This window comes from Bradyrhizobium genomosp. I (2014) (genome assembly GCF_000261685.1).
Lineage (GTDB): Bacteria > Pseudomonadota > Alphaproteobacteria > Rhizobiales > Xanthobacteraceae > Bradyrhizobium.
The window spans coordinates 28,966-49,945 of the sequence record NZ_AJQE01000066.1 but is presented as its reverse complement, the minus strand read 5'-3'; the positions used below and the strand labels follow the sequence as shown (position 1 = coordinate 49,945).

The window sequence follows — 20,980 nt, the reverse complement described above, 5'->3', positions numbered from 1 at the left end:
CCTGACGCTTCAGCTCGGCCGCCTCGACAGAGGCGGCATCGGAGCTTGCGGCGGCGCCGACGGTGAAGAACGGCAGGATCGGCTTGCGCGTCATTGGCCGGAACGAGCAGCGCTCGGCGATCTCCATCGTCGAGGCCAGCGCCTCCGGAATGTCGGCGAACAGCACCGCCATCTCGGCGCGCGTCTTGAAGCGATGATCCGGCGTGAGCTGCTCGCGCTCGGTCTCGGCGATCAGCCGCCCGCCGGCGATGCAGAGCAGCGCGTCATGCGCTTCGTAGTCGTCGGTCGCGGCGAAATACGGCTCGTTGGTCGCAACCAGCGGCAGTCCCTTGGCGTAAGCGATATCGATCAAGCCGCTTTCGACGCGCCGCTCCTTCTCCGTGTTGTGGCGCTGCAATTCGACGTAGAGGCGGTCGCCGAACAGGGCGGCCAGACGCTCGCAGCGCGCGGCGGCGAGCTCGGCAAGGCCGCCGGCGAGCGCCAGCGAGATCGGCCCGTCCGGTCCACCCGTCAGCGCGATCAGGCCCTCGGTCTCGCCCTCGAGCCAATCGAACTTGATGAACGGAGCATGGCTGTCCGGCGATTCCAGGAACGCGCGCGAGTTCAGCCGCATCAGGCTGCGATAGCCGCGCTCCTGCGCTCCCAGCAGCACCACCCGCGACGGCCCAATCGCGTTCCGCGCATTCGGATCCTGATCGCCGAAATCAATCGCCAGCTCGCAGCCGACGATCGGCTGGATACCGGAACCCGCCATCTTGTCGGAGAACTCCAGCGCACCGAACAGATTATCGGTGTCGGTCAGCGCCAGTGCGGGCTGGTGGTCCTTCTTCGCAAGCTCGGCGAGCTTGGCGATCTTGATCGAGCCCTTGAGCAGCGAATAAGCCGAGTGAACGTGAAGGTGAACAAATCCGGCGCTCGGCATGATCGCGTGACGGCCTCTTGCAGACGAAATGAAACGGTCGCCGGCGCCAGGGGATGTCAGAGATCAAAAAGCAGATCCTGCACCGCCCGGCCGACTCGCCTCACAATGGTGAGGCGTCACTGCTCCAGAGTCCACGCCGGAGCGACCGCTTCGCCGCGTCGTCCCGCTTTTCCCCAAGCGGCAGCAGCAAGCTCCGTCCTAGAGCTGCGGGATGACCTGCGCCCAGATCGCGATCATCCCGACGAACAGCGTGATCGACGCCAGTGCGGCGGCTTCTTCCACGAAAACCCTGAACATGGCCTGCTCCCTTGCTGGAACGTATGAAGAACATTGTTCTCATTTTGTTCTATGGAGTCAAGCGATCCGAGGCCTCGCGAAAAGCGATGGTTAACTGGCTGAATGCAAACAAGAAAAAAAGCCCCGGCCAAAGCCGGGGCTTTCGTCAGCCGCTCGCGATGGAGCGATCTGTCTTAGTAGCGGGCCAGCAGCGGGCCGCCGAACTTGTAGTTCAGGCGGACGAGGCCCATGTCGACGTCCTGCTTGATGCGATCGACTGCGCCACTGGCGAAGGTGACATTTTGGTCGCCGAGGAAGATGTGGTTGTACTCGACACCGACCGTCCAGTTCGGAGCAAAACCGAACTCCAGGCCCGCGCCAACCGTGCCGCCCCAGCGAGTCTCGTCCGCATTGTCGAGGTTTGCACCCGTAACAGTGCTGTAGACGTCGTACTTGTTGCTGACAACAGCCGCACCGCCCTTCACGTAGAGCAGGACGTTGTTCCAGGCATAGCCGACCTGGCCCGTGATCAGACCGAAGGCATCGAGGCGCGTACGGTTCCGGAGCCCGGTGATGGCGCTGATGTTGTCACCCGAGAAGTCAGCCCAGTTGCCTTGGCCTTCCACACCGAAAACGAACTGGCCGGTCTGCCAGCGGTAACCGATCTGACCACCGACCGTGCCGCCGGTCGAGTTGTGCGAACCTTCAGAGCCGAAGTTGACGAGGTCCCACGACGTATCCGCCGAACCGCCACCGCCGTTGATGCCGATATAGAAGCCGCTCCAGTCGTAGACGGCGGCGATCGCCGCGGGCGGAGCTTTGGTGTAGGGCCGTGCCGCGAGGTCAGCAGCCAGCGCCGGCGCAGCCGCGCCGAGCGCGACGAGGCTGACAGCGGCAAGCAACAAATTCTTCTTCATTTGATTCCCGTTCCAGTTTCTTCAGTAGGCCCCCGGGCCGTGCGCGATGTCTTAGCAGCGGACGACGGAATTGCTGTAACCGCGACGCAACAGTTTGGTCGAAAGGACCTTGCTCATTAACGAATGTTTATCGGCAGGTGTGCGGAAACCCTTTGGAACAAGTGTTTTCACGAGTTCCAATGTCGACTACACGACATAAACTGCATGTGCGCGTAACGAGTCCGCGCGCACATTCGCGTGATTGGAGAATCGAGATGCGCGGTCGAGTTCCCTTGCCCATTGTCGCCACATTTTCGCTCGCATTCGTCACATTTGCATTCGCATCAGGTGCAAGCGCACCGGCGCACGCATTCGGTAAAAATCATCCTTTCTGCCTCACCGGTGATGAATGGCCTGGGCTGAGCAATTGCAGGTTCGACACTTACGCGCAGTGTCAGGCGAGCGCGTCAGGTCGCGCGCTGACCTGCATCGCAAATCCGTATTTCGTCGGACAGAGCGACGACCCATACGCATATCAGAACCGTCCGGGCGCGCAGACGCCGGGCTACTTCTCGCCGCGCTGAGATGAGCCGGGCCCGCCTCGCGCTCATCGCGATCGCCCTGCTCTCGGCCGGCGGACTTGCGCATGCACAAACCTACGATCCGAGCTATCCCGTCTGCATGCAGATCTACGGTCCCGTCGGCTATTTCGACTGCCGCTACGCATCGCTTGCACAGTGCCGATATCTCGCGGTCGGGCGCTCCGCAAGTTGCGTGGTGAATCCGTATTTTCCATCAAGCAAACCGGCGCCCCCCCACCGCTCGAGACGCCACGCCGTTCGCGCCCAATAATCAAAACCGTTCGGCTTATGCCGAGAATTCCGTGACGGAGCGGCGGCGTCTCCTCAACTTTGCCAGGGCGTGTTGCGGATGCGCGTGCACGCGTTCGGCTTGTGAAAGCCAGGATCGTGATCTTCGATGTACTCGAAGTTGACCGTCCCGAACGTGGTTTGCGGCTTTTTCAGCGCTGAGCAGGTCTGCACCTTCACGAACTCGTTCTTGAAGTCGCCACGCGGAAACGCGGAGATCACCTGATCGCGCTGCTCCGGCGTGTACTCGTCATATCCAATGCCCACCACATCCACCAACACGCCTGCATTGGTGAGCGCGATCTCCGGCCGCATATATTGTGGAATGCCCGGAGTGGTGTGAAGCGCGATTGCTTCCCACACCAGATCTGCTTGCGGCTCGGCAATGCCGCGCGCCCGGAGAAACTCGCGCGCGGCGTCTGCGCCGTCGACCTCAAACCGCCTGGTCTCGGTGTGGTAGTGATCGACCAGGCCGAGGTCATGAAACAGTGCCGCGACATAGAGCAGTTCGGAATCGAACTTCAGCTTCTGGCGCAGCCCCTTGATCGCGCCGAACACGTAGACGCGAACCGAATGGTTGAACAACATCTCGTCTTCGTAGGTGCGCACCAGCTCGGCAGCCTCGCGCGCCAATTGGCTGTCGGGAATTTTGACGCCGGAAATCACGCTCGTCATTTTCAGGCTCCTGCTTTTTGTTTCTGCTGATGCCATGCGTCGTCAGGCGGCATTCTCGAGCACGGCCTGCGGCGTTTTCCGGAAGCTGATCGACATGCGATTATACGCATTCATCAGGCTGATCGCGATCGTGAGATCGACCAGCTCGCGCTCGCTGAAGACCTTGCGGGCGGCTCGATAGGCATCGTCCGGAACGTTGGTCTCGGCGATGCGGGTGACCGTCTCGGCCCATGCGAGGGCGGCGCGCTCGCGCTCGTCGAAGAGATTGCCCGCCTCCGCCCACGCCTGCACCAGCGCGAGCTTTTCGATCTTCACGCCGCTCTTCAGCAAGTCGCGCGTGTGCATGTCGAGGCAATAGGCGCAGTTGTTGATCTGCGACACGCGGAGATAGACCAAAGTAACCAGCGTCGTCGGGAGCCCGCTCTGCATGACGTAGCCGTAGACGCCGCCCAGTGCCTTCGTGCCTGATGGTGCGATGTGGCTGTAGTTGAGACGTTCATTCATCTGCTTGCTCCTTGATGACCGGGAGGGGATGAACGCTCCCCGTTGCCCGTTAGGTGCCTCCGCTGTGGTCTACAAAAAAGCACCAAGAACGCGCAAAAATCATGTACCATGCAGGCATGACCAAGCCACTGCGCCTGGAGCTGGATCGATCTGCGAAGACTCCGCTGGCCGAGCAGATCCACAGAGGGATCAGGACTGCGATCGAGAGCGGCGTGCTCGCCCCGGGCGCGCGCCTCCCGTCCTGGCAGGATCTGGCCGCCCAGCTCGGCGTCGCGCGCGGAACCGTGCGCGTCGCGTACGAGAAACTCTCGTCGGCGCAGCTGATCGTCGCGGCCCGCGCGACTGGAACACGTGTCGCGGACCGGCCGCGCTTTCCAGTGCGGCGGGACAAGGCCCCGGCACCCGGCTCGTTCATGGAGATGTACCAGGAGCTCACGGCCGGGCCGGCGATCTTCCAGATGGGCGTGCCTGCGCAGGAGACCCTTCCTGCGACGCTGCTGGCGCGGATGCGCGCGCAGGCCGTCCGCGTTGAGGTGAGCGCACCGGCGATCTACCCTGACCCACGTGGCGAGCCGGCGTTGCGGCGCGAGATCGCGGCCTACCTTGCGTTGGCGCGCGGGATCGAGTGCGCGCCCTCCCAGATCATCATCACCGGCGGTTTCAGCGGCGGCCTTGGCCTGGCGCTCCGCGTCCTCGGTCTCGAAGAGAAGAAAGCCTGGATGGAGGATCCGGGCTTTCCCTTCACCCGGCACGGCCTCGAGCTTGCGAGGCTCAAGATCGCACCGATCCCTGTCGACACCAACGGCATCGATGTCGATTTCGGCCTGAAACAAGCTCCTGATGCGGCACTGGTCGTCGTGACGCCAGGGCAGCAGGCGCCACTCGGCTCGACATTGTCGCTTGTGCGGCGCTCACGCCTGCTCGACTGGGCAGCGCAAAGCAAGGCGTGGCTGATCGAGGATGACTATCTGAGCGAACTTCAGCTCAAGGGCCGGGCGGCGCCGGCGCTCGCATCGCTCGACCGCGCCGGCCGCGTCATCCACGTCGGCTCTTTCAGCAAGACCGTGACGCCTGCCCTGCGGCTGGGCTTTGTGGTGGCACCGGCCGCCCTGGCGTCGCGATTTGCCGAAGTTGCGGCGTGCCTCGCGCCGGCGCCCGGACCCGCGGTGCAGCTCGCGATGGCCGATTTCATCTGCGACGGTCATTATCTCCGGCATCTTCGGCGCACGAAACGAGCCTACGCAGCGCAAGCCGATGGTTTGCTGAAATACCTGCGCCCGCGCACGGCCAACGTTGCGATTGCCGGATTGGCGGCGATCCTGCGCTTGCCGGAGGGAGCACCCGATCTGGCCATCGCCAGGGAAGCGGCACCGCTTGGACTGGCGCCTACGCCGCTATCGCTCTGGTATGCGTCGAAGGGCTCAGTGCGACCAGGATTGTTGCTTGGGGTCGCAACGTCTCCGCACAAGAGGATCGAGGCGTCCTGCGACCGGCTCCTTCAGATCATCGATCGGCTGACGTGACCAATACGCGTCGGCGTGCCCCTCAAAGGTCTTCTTGCGAAAGCCGGGACCAGCCCGTCTGTGAAGACGACATGCAAACGTGATGGACTGAAGCTTGATTGCTACCTGGAAGCCGGCGTGCTTCGAATCTAAAGGCGCATGACACGACGTGCTCAACACTCGTCGAGCAGACTGCGAATTTTGGCAGCCAAGTCTTCAATCGCAAAGGGCTTCGACAACAGATGCTTGCCGGCGTCGAGCATGCCGTTGTGAACGATCGCATTGCGCGTATAGCCGGTGGTAAACAACACCTTCAGGCCGGGATGTCGTTTCGACAACTGTGCCGCGAGTTCAGCGCCGGTCATCTCGGGCATGACGACATCCGTAAACAGCAGATCCGGAACGGTGCCGTTTTCGATCGTCCTGATCGCCTCCATGGCGCTCGCAGCTTCGATGACGGTGTAGCCGAGCTCGCGCAGGCTTTCGGATGAGATGCTGCGGACGCGCTCGTCGTCTTCCACGACGAGAATCGTCTCGTTCTGATGACTTGCACCGGGATGTATGATCCCGCGCGACGAGTCCGGGATTGCCTCCTCGCCGATGAAACGTGGAAGGTAGATCTTCACGGTCGTGCCAACTTCGACTTCCGAGTAGATTTTGACATGGCCGCCCGATTGCCGCACGAAGCCGTAGACTTGACTAAGTCCGAGGCCGGTGCCCTTGCCCACGACCTTGGTCGTGAAAAACGGATCGAAGACCTTTCCCAGCATCTCCGCCGGAATTCCCGTGCCGTTGTCCGTGACGGCAATGAGAACATACTGCCCGGGTGCCAGGGCGTATTCGCGGGCATATTTTCGATCTATCGACGCGTTGCTGGTTTCGATCGTCAGCCTGCCGCCCTTCGGCATCGCGTCGCGCGCATTCACCGCGAGATTGATGACCGCGCTTTCCAGCTGGGCTGGGTCGGCCTTGACGCGCCAGAGACCAGCAGCGAGGACCGTTTCGAGCTGGACCAGTTCGCCAAGCGATCGCTCAAGCAACTCGCTCATCTCGCCGACCATCCTGTTGATGTCCAGGACCTCCGGCGCAAGAGGCTGCTGACGCGAGAACGCGAGCAGCCTTTGCGTCAAGGTGGCCGCACGGTTTGCGCCGTCGATCGCCCCCTCGAGGAAGCGGTCAACGTTGACCTCGCCCTTGCTGAGCCGCCGCTTTGCAAGATTCAGGCTGCCCAGTATCACGGCCAGCATGTTGTTGAAGTCGTGGGCGATGCCTCCTGTCAATTGCCCGACGGCTTCCATCTTCTGCGATTGCCGCAATTGCTCCTCGGCCTTCATGCGCTCGCCGATCTCATCGGCGACACGTTGCTCCAGCTCGGCATTGAGCGCCTCGCGCTTGGTCAAGAGCCGGGCGTTGTCGATGGCCGTGGCGGCATGACCGGCAATGCCGAGCAATGCGGCCTCATGCTCTTCGTGGAATTTACCCACCTCCGCGTGACCGAAGAAAAGCCCACCGAGCACTTCGCCGCTTCGCGAGATCACGGGGACCGCCAGGTAGGAACGGACCGGAAGATGGCCCTCGGGCATGCCTTTGCGCGGCGCATTCCTGCCATAGCGCGGGTCCTGCAAAATGTCGTCGGACCTCACCACGCCCTTCCCCCTGAACGTCGGCTCGAACACGGCGGTATTGCGCGGCATTGGGAACTTTTCGAAAGCGGATCGAGGCACGCCGGACAGCGAGTACAGCATGTAGCTGCCGCCGTCCGCGGCCAGGACGTTGTAGAAGAAGGCTCCGAATTGGGCGCCCGTCAGCTCGACGCCGGCATCCGTCACGATCTGAACGATCTTCTCGAGATCGCGTTCGCGGGCAACCGATGCCCCTGTATCGTTGAGTATCCTGAGATGACGTTCCGTCTTCTTCTGCGCGGAGATATCCAGCACGGTCCCGATGAAGCGGGTAGCCTCGCCGTTGGAAAAAATCGCGTGGCCAGTTGCGGCGATCCAGCGCTCGACGCCGTCCTCGATACCGACGGTCCGGTATTCGATGTTGTAGCTTGCCGGAGTACGAGGCTTCAGGGCGGCCGATACAGCCTCATGGGCGCGCTGCCGGTCCTCAGGATGAATGCCCTTCAGGAACGACCCTTCATAGCTGACGTCGGCATCAGGTGGGAGGCCGAACACCTCCTTGCAGCGGCTGTCCCATCGGAGAATGTCGTTGACCGGATCGTAGTCCCAGGTGCCGATGCCCGCCGCCTTGTTTGCGAGGACCAGCCGTTCGGCAGATTCCCGGGCTGCCTGCTCCGATCGGACGCGCTCGATGTGCGCCCACGATCGCTCCGCCACCTCGGTGAGCACGGCAAGCTCTCGCGGCCTCCAGAGATGCGGGCCCCGGTGATGTATCGCCATCAGGGCCGTCAGCCGCCCTTCCTTCACCAACGGCATGCAAATGGTCGAACCTATGCCGATGCGTTGGAAAGTGGCGGCTTCCTCCGGCGCGATCTCCTTCAGATTGTCGTTGATGACAAGGGGCCTGCCGGCGCTCAGCTCTCGCACCGCCTTCTCACCGAAGTCGGCAAGGCTATAGTGCCCCAGGATGTGCATCGCACCGGGGGCTGCCCAGTCCCCGCGTATGGTGAAGCCGTCCTGATCAGGATCCATGTCGGCATAGGCGCAGTTCGAGACGCGGAGATGCTCACCGACCATCCGCGTCGTCACCGCCATCACGCCATTGGCATCGCGGACCTTGGCCGTCTCCTTGTTGAGGGCGTCCAGGAAGAGCAGCCGGGCTTCGTTCTCGCGCACGGCCGTTTCCGCACGGCGGCGTTCGACTGCGGTGCGCGTGCGCTCGGCAACATCGCGGATGAGGTCCAGCTCTTCAGGGCTCCATTCGCGCGGCGCGGCATTGTTGAGGTACAACAGCGCCACAACCCCGCCGGGCTCGGAGATCGGCATGTTGACGAGCGCGCGTGCAGAGATCGCCTCGAGAGCACGGGCACGGTCGCCGACGCGAGGGTCTTTCTCGGCATCGGCGCAGACGACCGTTTCGCCCCGCTTCAAGTCTTCGATATAGCTGCCGTAGTCGCGAAAGTGCAGCACGCCGGCCAGACTCGAGATCCCGGGAGCGTTCCAGTCGCGAGCGATCGTGATGGTTTCGGCGGAGGTATCGACGGTGCCGTAACCTGCCCGGCTGACATTGAGGCTGCGGCCGAGCAGCTCAGCCGCGGCATAGGCGAGATCGTCGGGGTTGCCGATTTCTCGAATGTAGTCGCCGAGGGTGGCTAAGACGGCATTTCGGTCGGCCGAGAGTAGCCCGGTCGCTGTCGTCATCGGTCTTCCCCGGACACTTCCCTGCCTCCACCCAATAGGCTGATGAAACGGTATTCCGCGTTGCGCAGTTCAATTCGATCGGGGCAGGCCGACCTGACGTCGATGTCGACTGACCGACCAATTAACCTCCGGGTGACACTTGGGTTCCCCGGGCCCTTGGATCGGGCTGAAGGCGCTTCATTGCGGTCGGAACGAGATCTACAGCGGTCGTGTTCGAAAGCCTGAATGGCTTCGAAGACAGACACCCTTTGAATCGGTGTCCGTCCTACACCGGCGTATAGATCACGAGCTTGAGCGCGGGATCGTCGTTGGCCTGGAAGCTGGTGTGCTCGAAGTGCAGCACACCTTTGGCCGGATGATTCATGGTCTTGAGGCCCGACGCAGTGCTGCGGATCTCATGCGCTTCCCACCATTTGACGAATTCCGGGCTGCCCTGGCGCAGCCGCGTCAGCAACTCCGTGAAGGCGGGATCGCCGGCCCAGACGTCATGGGTGGCGCGGAACATCGCGACCATGCTCTTGGCGACGTCGGCCCAGCCCGCGCCGTAGAATTTTCGCGTCTGCTTGTTCGTCAACACGAGGAGCAACGTGTTGCGATCCTGCTCCGGCAACTGGCCGAAGCCAAAAACCTCCTCGGCCGCGTCGTTCCAGGCCAGCACGTCCCAGCGCCGGCCAGTGATATAGGCCGGCTGGCGCAGGCTCTCGATCATCCGTCGAATGGGCGGTGGCACGATTTCGCGCGTGAACGCCGCCCTGGTGCCATCACGCGCCAGCGCCGTCAGGTGCGCGTGCTCGGTCTTGCTGAGGCGCAGCGCGCGGGCCAGTGCGTCGATCGTGGTGACGGACGGGCTGACGGTGCGGCCCTGCTCGAGGCGGATGTACCAGTCGACGCCGATGCCGGCGAGCTGCGCAACCTCCTCGCGGCGCAGCCCCGCGGTGCGCCGGCGCCTGCCCATCGGAAGCCCGACGGTCTTCGGCGACAGCTTTTCGCGGCGGGACCTCAGGAAGTCGCCGAATTCAACCCGGCGTGGATCGGCCATGACGCGTGTCCTGCAATGGAGGGCCTGTATAATACTAGGATAATACCAGGCCTTCTTGGCCCCTTTAAGGCGACGCATATCGGCTTCACCCGACCTTGAGGTGAACATCATGAAAGCTGCCGTGCTCAAATCCTTCGGCTCGCCACTGGCAATCGAGAATGTCCCCGAACCGGTGCTCGGCACCGGCGAGGTCATCGTCGATGTCGTCGCTACGCGCGTGCTGTCCTATATGAACGAGGTCTTCGACGGGACGCGCAATTATGCGCTCGATCTGCCGATGATCCCGGGCCCCGGCGGCATCGGCAGGGTGCGCGCGATCGGACCAGACGCGACCAAGCTTGCCGTCGGCGACTGGGTGTTCTGCGATCCGACGGTGCGCTCGCGCGATGACGCCGTCGCGCCCGATATCGCCCTGCAGGGACTGACTGCCGGCGGGCCCGGCGGCATGCTTCTGCAAAGGCACTTTCGCCATGGCTCCTTCGCCGAGCAGATGCGCCTGCCGACCGAGAACGTCAAACGCCTCGGCGCGATGACGCCGGAGGAAGCGACGCGTTGGTGCGCGCTGGGAACGCTGCTGGTGCCCTATGGCGGCTTCCTCGCTGCGAACCTTCGGCCCGGCGAGACCGTGCTGGTGAGCGGCGCCACCGGCAATTTCGGCAGCGCCGCCGTTTCAGTCGCGCTCGCGATGGGCGCGGCCTGCGTAGTGGCGCCGGGCCGCAACGAAGAGATCCTCGCCGACCTCGTCCGTCGCTTCGGCAACCGCGTGCAGCCGGTCAAGCTCACCGGCGTTGAGGACGACGACCGCGAGAACATGAGGCGCGCCGCGCCGGGCCCGATCGACTGCGTGTTCGACATCATGCCGCCCTCGGTGAGCCCGGCCATCGTGCGGGCGGCGGTCATGACAGTGCGCGCTTACGGCCGCGTCGTGCTGATGGGAGGCGTCGGCATGGCGGGTGGCGCGGGCCTCGAACTGCCCTACCCCTGGATCATGCGCAACTGCATCAGCATCCACGGCGTCTGGATGTATCCGCCGGATGCGGCGAGCCGCCTGATCGCGCTGGTCCGTGCGGGATTGCTGCGGCTCGACGAATACGAGACCACGGCCTTCGACCTCGACCACGCCAATGAAGCGGTGGAACACGCCGCCGCCAATGGCGGACCGTTCAAAATGACCGTGATCCGCCCTTGAGCCCTTGGGGCGGCGGCGAGGCGCCGTCGCCGATTTTTTTCGGAAGTCCCGCCAAGCACTTGGCTACTGTGCATGGGGTTGTTTTCGCAGTCTTGCTATTCGAGCTCGACCACTTGGCCGTGCGACAGCGAGACGCGCCGGTCCATGCGGCCTGCGAGTTCCATGTTGTGGGTCGCGATCAGCATCGACACCTGCGTCGCCTTGACCAGCTGCATCAGGGCCTGGAACACGTGCTCGGCCGTGCCGGGGTCGAGATTGCCGGTCGGCTCGTCCGCAAACAGCACGCGCGGCGCATTGGCGACCGCACGTGCGATCGCAACGCGCTGCTGCTCGCCTCCGGACAATTCGGCGGGGCGATGGGTGATGCGGTCGCCGAGCCCGAGATAGCCCAGGAGTTCCTTGGCCCGCTTGACGCTCTCGGATTTCTTCAGGCCGCGGATCATCTGCGGCAGCATGACGTTCTCGAGCGCCGAGAACTCCGGCAGCAGCCGATGCGACTGGTAGACGAAGCCGATGTCGGTGCGGCGCAGCTGCGTGCGCTCGATGTCGGGCAGCTGCGAGGTCGGCGCGCCCGAGACATAGACCTCGCCGGAATCGGGCGCTTCCAGAAGACCTGCAATGTGCAGCAGCGTCGACTTGCCCGAGCCCGACGGCGCCACCAGCGCGACCGATTGGCCGGCCCACAGCGCCAGCTTGGCGCCGTCGAGGATGGTCAGCGGCACCTCGCCCTGCAAATACTGCCGCTTTATCTCGTGGAGATAAATGACCGGGACATCTTCCGCCCCCTGCTGCTGCTCCATCAGCCCCTCACTCGTACCGCAGCGCTTCGACGGGATCGAGGCGCGCGGCGCGCCACGACGGATAGAGCGTCGCCAGGAACGACAGCGTCAGCGCCATGACCACCACCGCGGTGGTCTCGCCGACGTCGATTTCAGCAGGCAGTTTCGACAGGAAATAGAGTTCCGGCGAGAACAATTCGGTGCTGGTCAGCCAGGACAGGAATTGCCGGATCGATTCGATGTTGAGGCAGATCACGAGGCCGACGAAGAAGCCGACCAGCGTCCCGACCACGCCGATCGAGGCGCCGGTGATCAGGAAGATCCGCATGATCGATCCTTGCGAGGCGCCCATCGTGCGCAGGATCGCGATGTCGCTGCCCTTGTCCTTCACCAGCATGATCAGGCCGGAGACGATATTGAGCGCCGCGACAAGAACGATCATGGTCAGGATCAGGAACATCACGTTGCGCTCGACCTGGAGCGCGTTGAAGAAAGTGGAGTTTCGCTGCCGCCAGTCGACCAGGAAAACCGGCCGGCCCGCAGCCTCCGTCACCGCCTTGCGGAAGGCGTCGATCTTGTCGGGGTTGGTGGTGAACACCTCGATCGAGGTGACGTCGTTGCTGCGGTTGAAATAGGCCTGTGCTTCGGCAAGCGGCATGAACACGAAGCCGAGATCGTATTCGGACATGCCGATCTCGAACACCGCGACGATCTTGTACGGCTTGATCCGCGGCGTCGTGCCCATCGGCGTCACAGCGCCCTTCGGCGCCACCAGCGTCACGCTGTCGCCGGCATGCAGCGACAGCTGGTCGGCGAGGCGTCGGCCGATCGCGACGCCCTGCCCTTCGTCAAAGCCCTCGAGCGAGCCCTGCTTGATGTTCTTGGCGATCGAGGTGAGGTTGTTGAGATCGTCGGAACGGATGCCCCGCACCAGGACGCCAGAGGCGTTCCACGGCGATGATGCGAGCGCCTGGCCGTCCACGACGGGCGCTGCGAGACGAATGCCATCGACCTGACTGATGCGCTCGGCGACATCCTTCCAGTCGGTCAACGGCGATTCCAGCGGCTGGACCAGGATGTGGCCGTTCAGCCCCAGGATCTTGTCGAGCAGCTCCTTGCGGAAGCCGTTCATCACGGCCATGACGATGATCAGCGTCGCGACGCCCAGCATGATGCCGAGAAAGGAGAACCCGGCGATGACCGAGATGAATCCCTCCTTCCGCCGCGCACGCAGATAGCGCGCCGACAGCATCCACTCGAATGGCGCAAAAGGCGCGGTTTGCACGGTTTCGGTCATGGTCTCATCCATCGCTCGATAATCCCATGATTCGGGGTCAATTGTGGCCGGATTGGCGGCCGCGATATCGCGCGATGAACAATATTCAGCCGACCAGGCGCGCAACCGCGTCGGCAGGCGACATGGTCTCGCGGGCGCCGTCGCTGCGCCGCTTGATCTCGACCTTGCCGTCGGCGAGCCCCTTCGGCCCGATCATGATCTGCCAGGGGATGCCGATCAGGTCGGCGGCGGCGAACTTGGCGCCGGCGCGCTGATCGGTGTCGTCGTAGAGCACGTCGACGCCCTTGGCCGTGAGCTCAGCATAAAGTTTCTCGCAGGCCGCATCGACGGCCGCATCGCCCTGCTTGAGGTTGAGGATCGAGACGCGGAACGGCGCCACCGCCTCCGGCCATTTGATGCCGGCATCGTCGTGGCAGGCCTCGATGATGGCACCTAACAGGCGCGAGACGCCGACGCCGTAGGAGCCGCCATGGATCGGCACATCGACGCCGTCGGGGCCTGCCACCAGCGCCTTCATCGGCTCGGAATATTTGGTGCCGAAATAGAAGATCTGCCCGACCTCGATGCCGCGAGTGTTCACTCGCTTGTCCGCGGGCACTTCCCGCTCGAAGCGCGCGGCGTCGTGGACGTCCTCCGTCGCCGCATAGAGCGAGGTCCATTGCTTAATGATCGGCGTCAGGTCGCCCTCATAATCGACATCCTCGCCCGGCACTGGCAGGTCGAGCACGTCGCGATTGATGAAGACGCCGGATTCGCCGGTTTCGGCGAGCACGATGAACTCGTGGCTGAGATCGCCGCCGATCGGGCCGGTCTCGGCGCGCATCGGGATCGCCTTCAGCCCCATCCGCGCAAACGTCCGCAAATAGGCGACGAACATCTTGTTGTAGGCGACGCGCGCCGCGGCCTCGTTGAGGTCGAACGAATAGGCGTCCTTCATCAGGAACTCGCGGCCGCGCATCACGCCGAAGCGCGGACGCTGCTCGTCGCGGAATTTCCATTGGATATGATAGAGATTCAGCGGAAGGTTCTTGTAGGACTTCACGTAGGCGCGGAAGATCTCGGTGATCATTTCCTCGTTGGTCGGCCCGTACAGCAGCTCGCGCTTGTGGCGGTCGGCGATGCGCAGCATCTCCGGCCCATAGGCGTCGTAGCGGCCGCTCTCGCGCCAGAGATCGGCGAGCTGCAGGGTCGGCATCAAGACCTCGATCGCGCCGGACCGGTCCTGCTCCTCACGCACGATCTGCTCGATCTTCTTCAGCACGCGGAAGCCGAGCGGCAGCCAGGCATAGATGCCGGCGGCCTCCTGCCGGATCATGCCGGCGCGCAGCATCAGCCGATGCGAGACGATCTCCGCCTCTTTCGGGTTTTCCTTCAGGATGGGCAGAAAGAAACGCGACAACCGCATGGGAATACTCTGGGAATCAGTGATCGTCCGCAGTGAAACCGGATTGAGAGCGAAAACACAAGACCGGGAATGAGGAAAAGCCGCTAACGCGGCGAAATTCCTTGTCATTTTTCCGTCGACTTCAGGTTCAGGTTGAGCCGCCGCGGCGCTCCTTTGCGGCGGCGGCCCAATCGCCTCCAGCGTGACCCGCTCGAAATCGGTCAACAGGCCGTCGATCCGCGCGCGGGCGCGGCCGGCCGGATTGGTCTCACTTCATCTTCATTCCCGAGTGATCCGGCATTTTCTTCATGTCCATGTGACCCGAGTGTCCGGCGTCGCCCGGCGCCTGCGCGCCGACGCCCTGGACGTCGAGAGAGACGGCGACCTTGCCGGCCTTCTCGAATTGCAGCGTCACGGGCACCTTGTCGCCCTGCTTGAAGGGGCCCTTCAGCTCCTGGAGCATCAGGTGATAGCCGCCGGGCGCGAGCTTCACCGTTTTGCCGGGATCGATCGCCAGCCCCTTGTCGAGCGGACGCATCTTCATCACACCGTTGTCCATCGCCATCTCGTGGATCTCGGCCTTCCCCGCGATATCGGCGGACACGCTAACCAGCTTGTCGGCCGCCGTGCCCTTGTTCTCGATGGTGAGATAGCCCCCGGCGACCTTGGCGCCGCCCGGCGTCGCGCGGCTCCACGCCTGCGAGATGACGAGATCGCCGGCCTTGACGTCGTCGGCGGCCGCCGGTGCTACGCAGAGCGCAACAGCGAACGCAGCGAGCAGCACATCTTTCAGTCTTGCCTTCATATCGGTATTTCCTTTTGCAGATTGAACTTCAGTGTTTGGAGAGTTGCTGCGCCGACCATTTCTCCAGGTCGGACATTTCGGCGGAGCCTTCGATCGTCGTGATGATCCCGTCCCGAGAGATGAGCATCGTCCTGGGGATGTCGCCCTGCCAGGCAGGATCGATCTCGAACCGCAAGCGCTCGACAAAGCCGTCGTTGAAGATGAAGTTCTCGGTCGACGACAGTCCCGCCTTGTCGAGCATCGATTGCGTCGCGGCCGGCAAATTTGGCACGAGGTCCGCGCTGACCGTGACGACATCGACGTCAGGATGATCCTTGGCAAACTGCCCGAGCAGCGGTAACTCGACCTTGCAGGGGCCACAGGTCACGCCCCAGAAATGCACGAGCACGGGGCGGCCGGCGTGCCCCTTGAGGACACCTTGCCAGGTGCCGCGTTCGAACGGCTTCAGAGCGGGAGATGCGCCGAGCGCAGCCGCCGACGCGATCAGAACGACAAGACTCGCAATGCCTGCAAATCGAAACCTCATGGCTGGACCTCGATAGCTGTAAGCCGATAGCCGTCCGCCTTCGTCATCCATGACAGGTAGGTCTGCTTGCCATTGGAGACGAGCAAGGGGTGATCGGACGTGTCGGTCGTGCTCGATATCGTCTTCGGCGGCGACCACGTTTCGCCGTCATCACGGGAGATCGTCATCTGGACCGAGGTCTTCTCGCCATCGAACTCCTTCCACACCATCACCGTCCCCGCCGGGCCCGCGAGCACGAAGGGGCGCGTCGGATTACGATCCGGCCGCCCCAACGCCATCGGCGCAGAGAACGTGCGACCTTCGTCGCGCGAGTGGGCGTAGAACAACCCCTTGCGAGCCTTCCCGTTCGTGTACCAGGCGACGTGATAGGTTCCGTTCGGCGCAACCGTGAGGCTCGGCCCGTGGTGCGGGCAGGCATTGATCTGCCAGTCGTCGTTGCTGACGCGATGGATTTCCCCTGGCGTCGAGACGTCGGTGAACGTCATGATCGCGTGATCGCGCACGCCGCCATCGAAGATGTTCCTGAAAATCACGGCCGGCCGCCCGGGCGCCGCGAACGTCAGCCCCAATCGGCAGCACTCGCAGGTGCCGTCACGCGCGAGACTGGCCTCGGTGTAGGTGGCGCCGCCATCGCGAGACGAGGCAAAGAACAGCGCTGCTCCCTCATATTTCCGTCCCGCCTCCCTTGCGGGAACACGATTGCGTTTGTCGAGCCAGGCTGCAAAGACGGTTCCGTCCTGATCGAGCGCCAGCGCTTCGAAACGCTGGCTCTCGTTGTTGGCGGTGATGGGCTTCAGCTCGGCGAAGCTCCTTCCGTCATCGGCCGAACGCGTGTAGAGCACCTGGCCGTTGAAGGCTTCGTCCCTGAAGATCGAGAACGCAACGGCAATGCCGCCCTTGCGATCGACCACGATCTTCGGCCGCGCATCGGGCCCCCAGTCAAGGTTCAGCCGCTTCGTCGTGACCTGGATGGGGACCGAGAAATTGCGGCCCGCATCCTGCGAACTCGCGACCGAGACCTGCCCTCCCGCCATCCAGACCAGCCACAGCGTTCCGTCCGGAGCGAATGTGGGCGTCGCCTTGGTTGCGCAGCGCAGCGTCGGCTCTTCACACGCCGCTTCGGACGCATGCGGAGCTCGCATCTGTCCGAGCGCCGCACCTTGCAGGAATGCGAGAGCGACGATTCCAAGCAGGCCAGTTCGGATCATGGCCCTACTCCCTTCAAGAGCCCGGATCATTTGAACGCCACCTTCATACCTGCAACAAAGGTGCGCGGCGAGCCGGCATAGATCGATCCCGTGGTGTTTGCGAGCACACTCGCAGGATTTTGAACGCCAGCTGCCGTCACCGTGTTGGTGATGTTGTTTGCCGAAGCGATGTAGGTCCGGTCGAATACGTTCCTGACCTCGAGAAACAGGTTCAGCGATCTGAAGGTGTCCGACACCAGATCGGTCTTGTAGTGAACGTTCAAATTGACCAGCTCATAGCCGGGTGCCTTCAGCACATTCGCATTGTCCATGTAGAAGGAGTCCTTCCACTGCAGTTCGACAAAGCCTCCGAGACCTGCAAGCGGCCCGGCGAACTCGTCATATCCAATTCGCGCCGTCAGCTCGTGGGGGGAGATGCCGGGAATCTTGTTACCTGCCCGGTTGAAGCTGAACACGGCGCCATTGGTGATGTTCTCGACATACTCGGTGTAGACCTCGTCGAGATAGGTGTACGCCGCCGTGAACCGCCAGCCCGGATAGAACTTCCAGTCGGCGGCAAGCTCGATGCCGCGATGCTCCGATCGCGGCGCGTTGAACGTGTAGGTCGCGTTGCTCGCGCTGGGATTGCTGGCGGCCTGACTGACCAGCTCATTTCGGAAAAATTCGTAGAATGCCGTCGCGCTCAGCTTGACCGCGTTGCTCGGCGTCCAATCGAAGCCGAGATCATAGCCGACATTGGTTTGCGTCTGGAGCTGAGTGTTGTTGCCGAAATCACCGTTCGGAAGAACGAACAGATTCGACACCTGCGGCGTTCCGTATCCGGTCGCGACCCGTCCGCGAAACTGCCATTCTTGATTAAGCCTGTAGAGCAGCGCCAATTCGGGCGCCGTGTTCTCAATCCTGCGGTTGACGGCGGTGGGCGTAGGTATCGTCGCGACTGGAACGTTGATCGTGTTGTATTTGTAGAGCGTATTAACGCCCTTCAGAATGGTGGTTTCCCACCCAACTCCAGCGATCGCGGTCAGGTCCGGAGTGAGCTTCAGCTCCTCCCGCGCCCGTATCCCGTAGTTGGATGTATCGCTGTAGGTGTTGGCCGAGATCAGTCCCAGCGTGGCGTTTCCGCCCGGCATGACGTTGCGCGTATCGCTCGACGCCACGAGCGTATTGTACCAGGCGCCGACCAAAGTGGTGGACTCCATGCCGAAGATTTCACCGCGCTTGGTGATGTCGCTCATGTAGTTGTACGAGGGGAAATCGCCTATGGCGCTGGTCGCGCCGGTGGGCTGGCTGATGTTCCTGTCGTCGAACACGAACTGGTTCCGCCACGTCATCGTGTTATCGAAGTCGTGCTCCCATCGTGCTCCGACAATGGTTCGTCGATCGTTTCGCCCGAGACCGGCTTGGGTCGCCGTCTCGATGTCCTTGCCACCGTTGAAGCCGTTCCTGAAGAGAGACACGGTCGGACATCCGGCTGCCGCCGTTGCACCGGTCGTACACCCCTGCTGGAACGGATTGATGTAGAACTGGTTCAGCGACTGGCGAAGCGGGAGCCGCGCGCTGAGGTCGTTGTTGATGATCTTGACCGTGAAACGATCGTCCGGCGTCGCCTTGAGCGTGCCGAGGAAGTTGACGGTCTGGGTATTGTACCAGCTGTTGCCGATATAGCCATCGCCCCGCACGTCGCTCGCGAACAGCGAGCCCTCGAAATTCCCGACCTTCTTGCCGGCGGCGAGGTAGTCGTTGAGATAACCGTAGCTGCCGCCGTCGACGCCATATTCGACGCCGTCGATCGTGCCGCCCGGCCGCGTTCGAAAATTGAGCGCACCGCCGGTCGCATAGTTGCCATAGAGCGCCGATGAAGGTCCCCGAATCACGTCGATCGCGCCATAGGCGTGCGGATCGATCAGGTCGCTCCGCGACAGGCCGTCCGGCTGCGTCACCGGGAAGCCGTCCTCGAAGATCACGAGATTGCGGATGGCGAAACCGTTCCGGGCGTTGGAGCCACGAATCGAGATGCCGAAATCGCGCGGGCCGTTGCCCTGCTTGATCGAAATGCCTGGACTGTCCCGCAAGACGTCGCTGACCGAAAACGCCGGGCGATTGTCGAACTGGCTGCGATCGATGGTCGTCGCGGTCTGGCCGGCCGGGGACTGATTGAGACCAGCCCGCGCTACGCCGGCAGACTCGGCCAGGTTTTGGGCCGGCGGGCTGGCAACCGCGTTCCGCGCAACGGGTCTTGCCGCGCGTCCCGCTGAAGCCGAGCGCAGTCGCGATGGCCGGGTGATTGGTTGGGGACGAGAAGGCTGCGGCGCCTCAACGGTCACCGCGGGAAGCGCTTCCGAGGTGCCTTGGGCCAGCGCGTCTGAGCCGATCGAGGACACCAGCCCGCAAAGCACGGGCAAGCTCGCGCGGCTGATCGCACGAATGCGTAACATCTGTTGAATTCCTGACATCCGGCACATCGGCCGGTCCATTGAGCACGCCACCGGCACGGCAACGGCGCGCGCCAATGGTTCGATTTGTCGCTACGTCAGGAAAATCGAGGGGGCGCGCGAGCCTGGGCGCTCACGCCCGTATAGGAGGCGATGGCGGACACATCCGGCGCAAGCCACACCACACGTTCGGCGTGACGGAAGGGAGTGGCGAGAGCAACCTGCGGCGGCGAATCGAGCGTCGCGTTGGCCTGGGCCAGGCAACACAGGGCACAGGCGCCGGCATGCGCGGTCGGCGTGCCCGTCGGATTGTTCGGACCGCCGCCCTGCTCGCCCGCACTGTGGCAGATAACGGCGGCGGAAAGCGGATCGGCCATAGCCTGGCCGGCCGCCCAGCACGCGGCAATCGGCGCCAGCACCTGCATCACCAGCGCGAGCAGGACGATCGGAAGATATTTTTGCAGCCGTGCGCGCATTCGCCGAACCATTCGTTCCCTGCTAGCTTAAACACCCCGCTGGTTCCGAGTCGAGGGAACTTCGGCGGCCTTCTTGTCCCAGGACAAATGTCGGCAGATTCGGACCGGAGCGCCCTACGAAAGGCTCGGACCCAACCATTCGAGGCAATCCAGAGCGCCGACCGTCCACAGATTTCTTTTATTTGTCATACACTTATCGGAAGACAGCCCGATCATTTCGTCAGCTGCTCGAATTTTGAACATTCGTTGCCGAAAATGATGACAAGTGAGAAAAGTTGATTTAGCATTCCTCTTGCTCAGGCTGACCGCGAGGTCGAAGTCTGGTGGTCCAAGTCTCGGGAGGAGCCCCTGGCGCGCAAAACGCAGCGTCGCCCCGTCAATCAAGAGCAAATCTTAAGATCGGGGATAATAGGGTCGACACAATTTTCGAGCGGGGCCAGGGCCCCGCTCTTTTTTTGTCCGCGCGGCTGAACTGTCGATGAACGCGGCCCTCATCCAATCGAAGACGGCTTCGAACGCGCGACCTCGCGCTGCGCCGATCTCACGCCGCTCGTCCATCAACGTCTGTTCGAGTTGCATCCGCAAAACGCAGGGCGACATTCCGCTCGGACGGCAGCGACCTCGTGAAGGGATCGATGCCCGCAGTGACGATTGAAGCGATCCTCGACCTCGCCGGCGAGCGCGGCGGGCATTTCCGGCTGATCTCCTGCGAGCTCGCCTCGCGCGATGCTTACGGCACGCCGCGCGAGCTGTTCATCGCGTTCTTCGCCGCCGCTCCGGCCTGACGCTTTGCGCTGCACCAACACTGGCTGCCGCGATCGCGCGGTTGATTGCAGATTGAGTGCCAACAACTCTTGTGAGAGACTTTCGGGCATCGG

The 20,980-nt window shown here is 63.0% G+C and carries 18 protein-coding genes and 1 pseudogene; 5 read left to right on the top strand and 14 right to left on the bottom strand.

Annotation, left to right across the window (positions count from 1 at the left end):
* Window positions 1-922: PHP domain-containing protein (locus IC50_RS07085; RefSeq protein WP_035702252.1), on the bottom strand; the 922-nt coding region annotated here is incomplete at its 3' end.
* Window positions 923-1,392: 470 nt separating this feature from the next.
* On the bottom strand, window positions 1,393-2,115 hold the full coding sequence (locus IC50_RS07080; protein ID WP_035702249.1) for an outer membrane protein: 723 nt from the start codon (window positions 2,113-2,115) through the stop codon (window positions 1,393-1,395).
* A gap of 254 nt (window positions 2,116-2,369) precedes the next feature.
* Here IC50_RS07080 and IC50_RS07075 point away from each other — a divergent pair, with 254 nt between their 5' ends.
* On the top strand, window positions 2,370-2,678 hold the full coding sequence (locus IC50_RS07075) for a DUF3551 domain-containing protein (protein WP_035702246.1): 309 nt from the start codon (window positions 2,370-2,372) through the stop codon (window positions 2,676-2,678).
* Window position 2,679: 1 nt separating this feature from the next.
* Window positions 2,680-2,946 carry a DUF3551 domain-containing protein gene (locus IC50_RS07070; RefSeq protein WP_035702243.1) on the top strand — a complete coding sequence of 89 codons (267 nt, stop codon included), beginning with the start codon at window positions 2,680-2,682 and terminating at the stop codon, window positions 2,944-2,946.
* 53 nt (window positions 2,947-2,999) lie between these two features.
* On the opposite strand, the gene IC50_RS07065 is transcribed toward IC50_RS07070, so the two are convergent.
* Both IC50_RS07065 and IC50_RS07060 read right to left on the bottom strand, forming a co-directional pair.
* A complete protein-coding gene (locus IC50_RS07065) occupies window positions 3,000-3,638 on the bottom strand; it encodes an HD domain-containing protein (RefSeq protein ID WP_035702241.1) in 639 nt (212 codons plus the stop codon).
* A 42-nt stretch (window positions 3,639-3,680) separates the two neighbouring features.
* Window positions 3,681-4,142, bottom strand: coding sequence for a carboxymuconolactone decarboxylase family protein (locus IC50_RS07060; protein WP_035702238.1), 462 nt, complete (start codon window positions 4,140-4,142; stop codon window positions 3,681-3,683).
* A gap of 116 nt (window positions 4,143-4,258) precedes the next feature.
* On the opposite strand from IC50_RS07060, the gene pdxR reads away from it, so the two are divergent.
* On the top strand, window positions 4,259-5,665 hold the full coding sequence (gene pdxR, locus IC50_RS07055) for a MocR-like pyridoxine biosynthesis transcription factor PdxR (RefSeq protein ID WP_035702270.1): 1,407 nt from the start codon (window positions 4,259-4,261) through the stop codon (window positions 5,663-5,665).
* A gap of 152 nt (window positions 5,666-5,817) precedes the next feature.
* Here the strand turns inward: pdxR and IC50_RS07050 are convergent, their stop codons facing one another.
* Both IC50_RS07050 and IC50_RS07045 read right to left on the bottom strand, forming a co-directional pair.
* A complete protein-coding gene (locus IC50_RS07050; RefSeq protein WP_035702235.1) occupies window positions 5,818-8,967 on the bottom strand; it encodes a GAF domain-containing protein in 3,150 nt (1,049 codons plus the stop codon).
* Between the two features lie 265 nt (window positions 8,968-9,232).
* Window positions 9,233-10,006, bottom strand: a complete 774-nt coding sequence (locus IC50_RS07045; RefSeq protein WP_035702232.1) for a helix-turn-helix transcriptional regulator — start codon at window positions 10,004-10,006, stop codon at window positions 9,233-9,235.
* Window positions 10,007-10,115: 109 nt separating this feature from the next.
* On the opposite strand from IC50_RS07045, the gene IC50_RS07040 reads away from it, so the two are divergent.
* Window positions 10,116-11,195 (top strand): zinc-binding dehydrogenase, encoded by a 1,080-nt coding sequence (locus tag IC50_RS07040; RefSeq protein WP_035702268.1) that lies wholly within the window; start codon window positions 10,116-10,118, stop codon window positions 11,193-11,195.
* A gap of 95 nt (window positions 11,196-11,290) precedes the next feature.
* Here IC50_RS07040 and IC50_RS07035 read toward each other — a convergent pair whose 3' ends face one another.
* The 8 genes from IC50_RS07035 to IC50_RS07000 all read right to left on the bottom strand — a co-directional run bounded on the left by IC50_RS07035 (window position 11,291) and on the right by IC50_RS07000 (window position 20,102).
* On the bottom strand, window positions 11,291-11,995 hold the full coding sequence (locus tag IC50_RS07035; protein WP_035702229.1) for an ABC transporter ATP-binding protein: 705 nt from the start codon (window positions 11,993-11,995) through the stop codon (window positions 11,291-11,293).
* A 7-nt stretch (window positions 11,996-12,002) separates the two neighbouring features.
* A complete protein-coding gene (locus IC50_RS07030) occupies window positions 12,003-13,283 on the bottom strand; it encodes a lipoprotein-releasing ABC transporter permease subunit (RefSeq protein WP_035702228.1) in 1,281 nt (426 codons plus the stop codon).
* Window positions 13,284-13,356: 73 nt separating this feature from the next.
* Window positions 13,357-14,676, bottom strand: coding sequence for a proline--tRNA ligase (proS, locus tag IC50_RS07025; protein ID WP_035702227.1), 1,320 nt, complete (start codon window positions 14,674-14,676; stop codon window positions 13,357-13,359).
* A gap of 247 nt (window positions 14,677-14,923) precedes the next feature.
* Window positions 14,924-15,460 carry a copper chaperone PCu(A)C gene (locus tag IC50_RS07020; protein ID WP_035702224.1) on the bottom strand — a complete coding sequence of 179 codons (537 nt, stop codon included), beginning with the start codon at window positions 15,458-15,460 and terminating at the stop codon, window positions 14,924-14,926.
* Between the two features lie 28 nt (window positions 15,461-15,488).
* The gene (locus tag IC50_RS07015) at window positions 15,489-15,986 is read right to left on the bottom strand and encodes a TlpA family protein disulfide reductase (protein WP_035702221.1); all 498 of its coding nucleotides are present in this window, start codon (window positions 15,984-15,986) and stop codon (window positions 15,489-15,491) included.
* Window positions 15,983-17,194 carry a sialidase family protein gene (locus tag IC50_RS07010; protein ID WP_035702220.1) on the bottom strand — a complete coding sequence of 404 codons (1,212 nt, stop codon included), beginning with the start codon at window positions 17,192-17,194 and terminating at the stop codon, window positions 15,983-15,985. Before IC50_RS07010 ends, IC50_RS07015 begins: the two co-directional genes overlap by 4 nt.
* 26 nt (window positions 17,195-17,220) lie before the next feature.
* A complete protein-coding gene (locus IC50_RS07005) occupies window positions 17,221-19,629 on the bottom strand; it encodes a TonB-dependent receptor family protein (RefSeq protein WP_035702219.1) in 2,409 nt (802 codons plus the stop codon).
* Window positions 19,630-19,724: 95 nt separating this feature from the next.
* A complete protein-coding gene (locus tag IC50_RS07000; RefSeq protein WP_193374100.1) occupies window positions 19,725-20,102 on the bottom strand; it encodes a DUF2946 domain-containing protein in 378 nt (125 codons plus the stop codon).
* Between the two features lie 498 nt (window positions 20,103-20,600).
* On the opposite strand from IC50_RS07000, the pseudogene IC50_RS06995 reads away from it, so the two are divergent.
* Window positions 20,601-20,872: pseudogene (locus IC50_RS06995) on the top strand (globin); the annotation flags it as partial.
* Window positions 20,873-20,980: the final 108 nt, after the last annotated feature.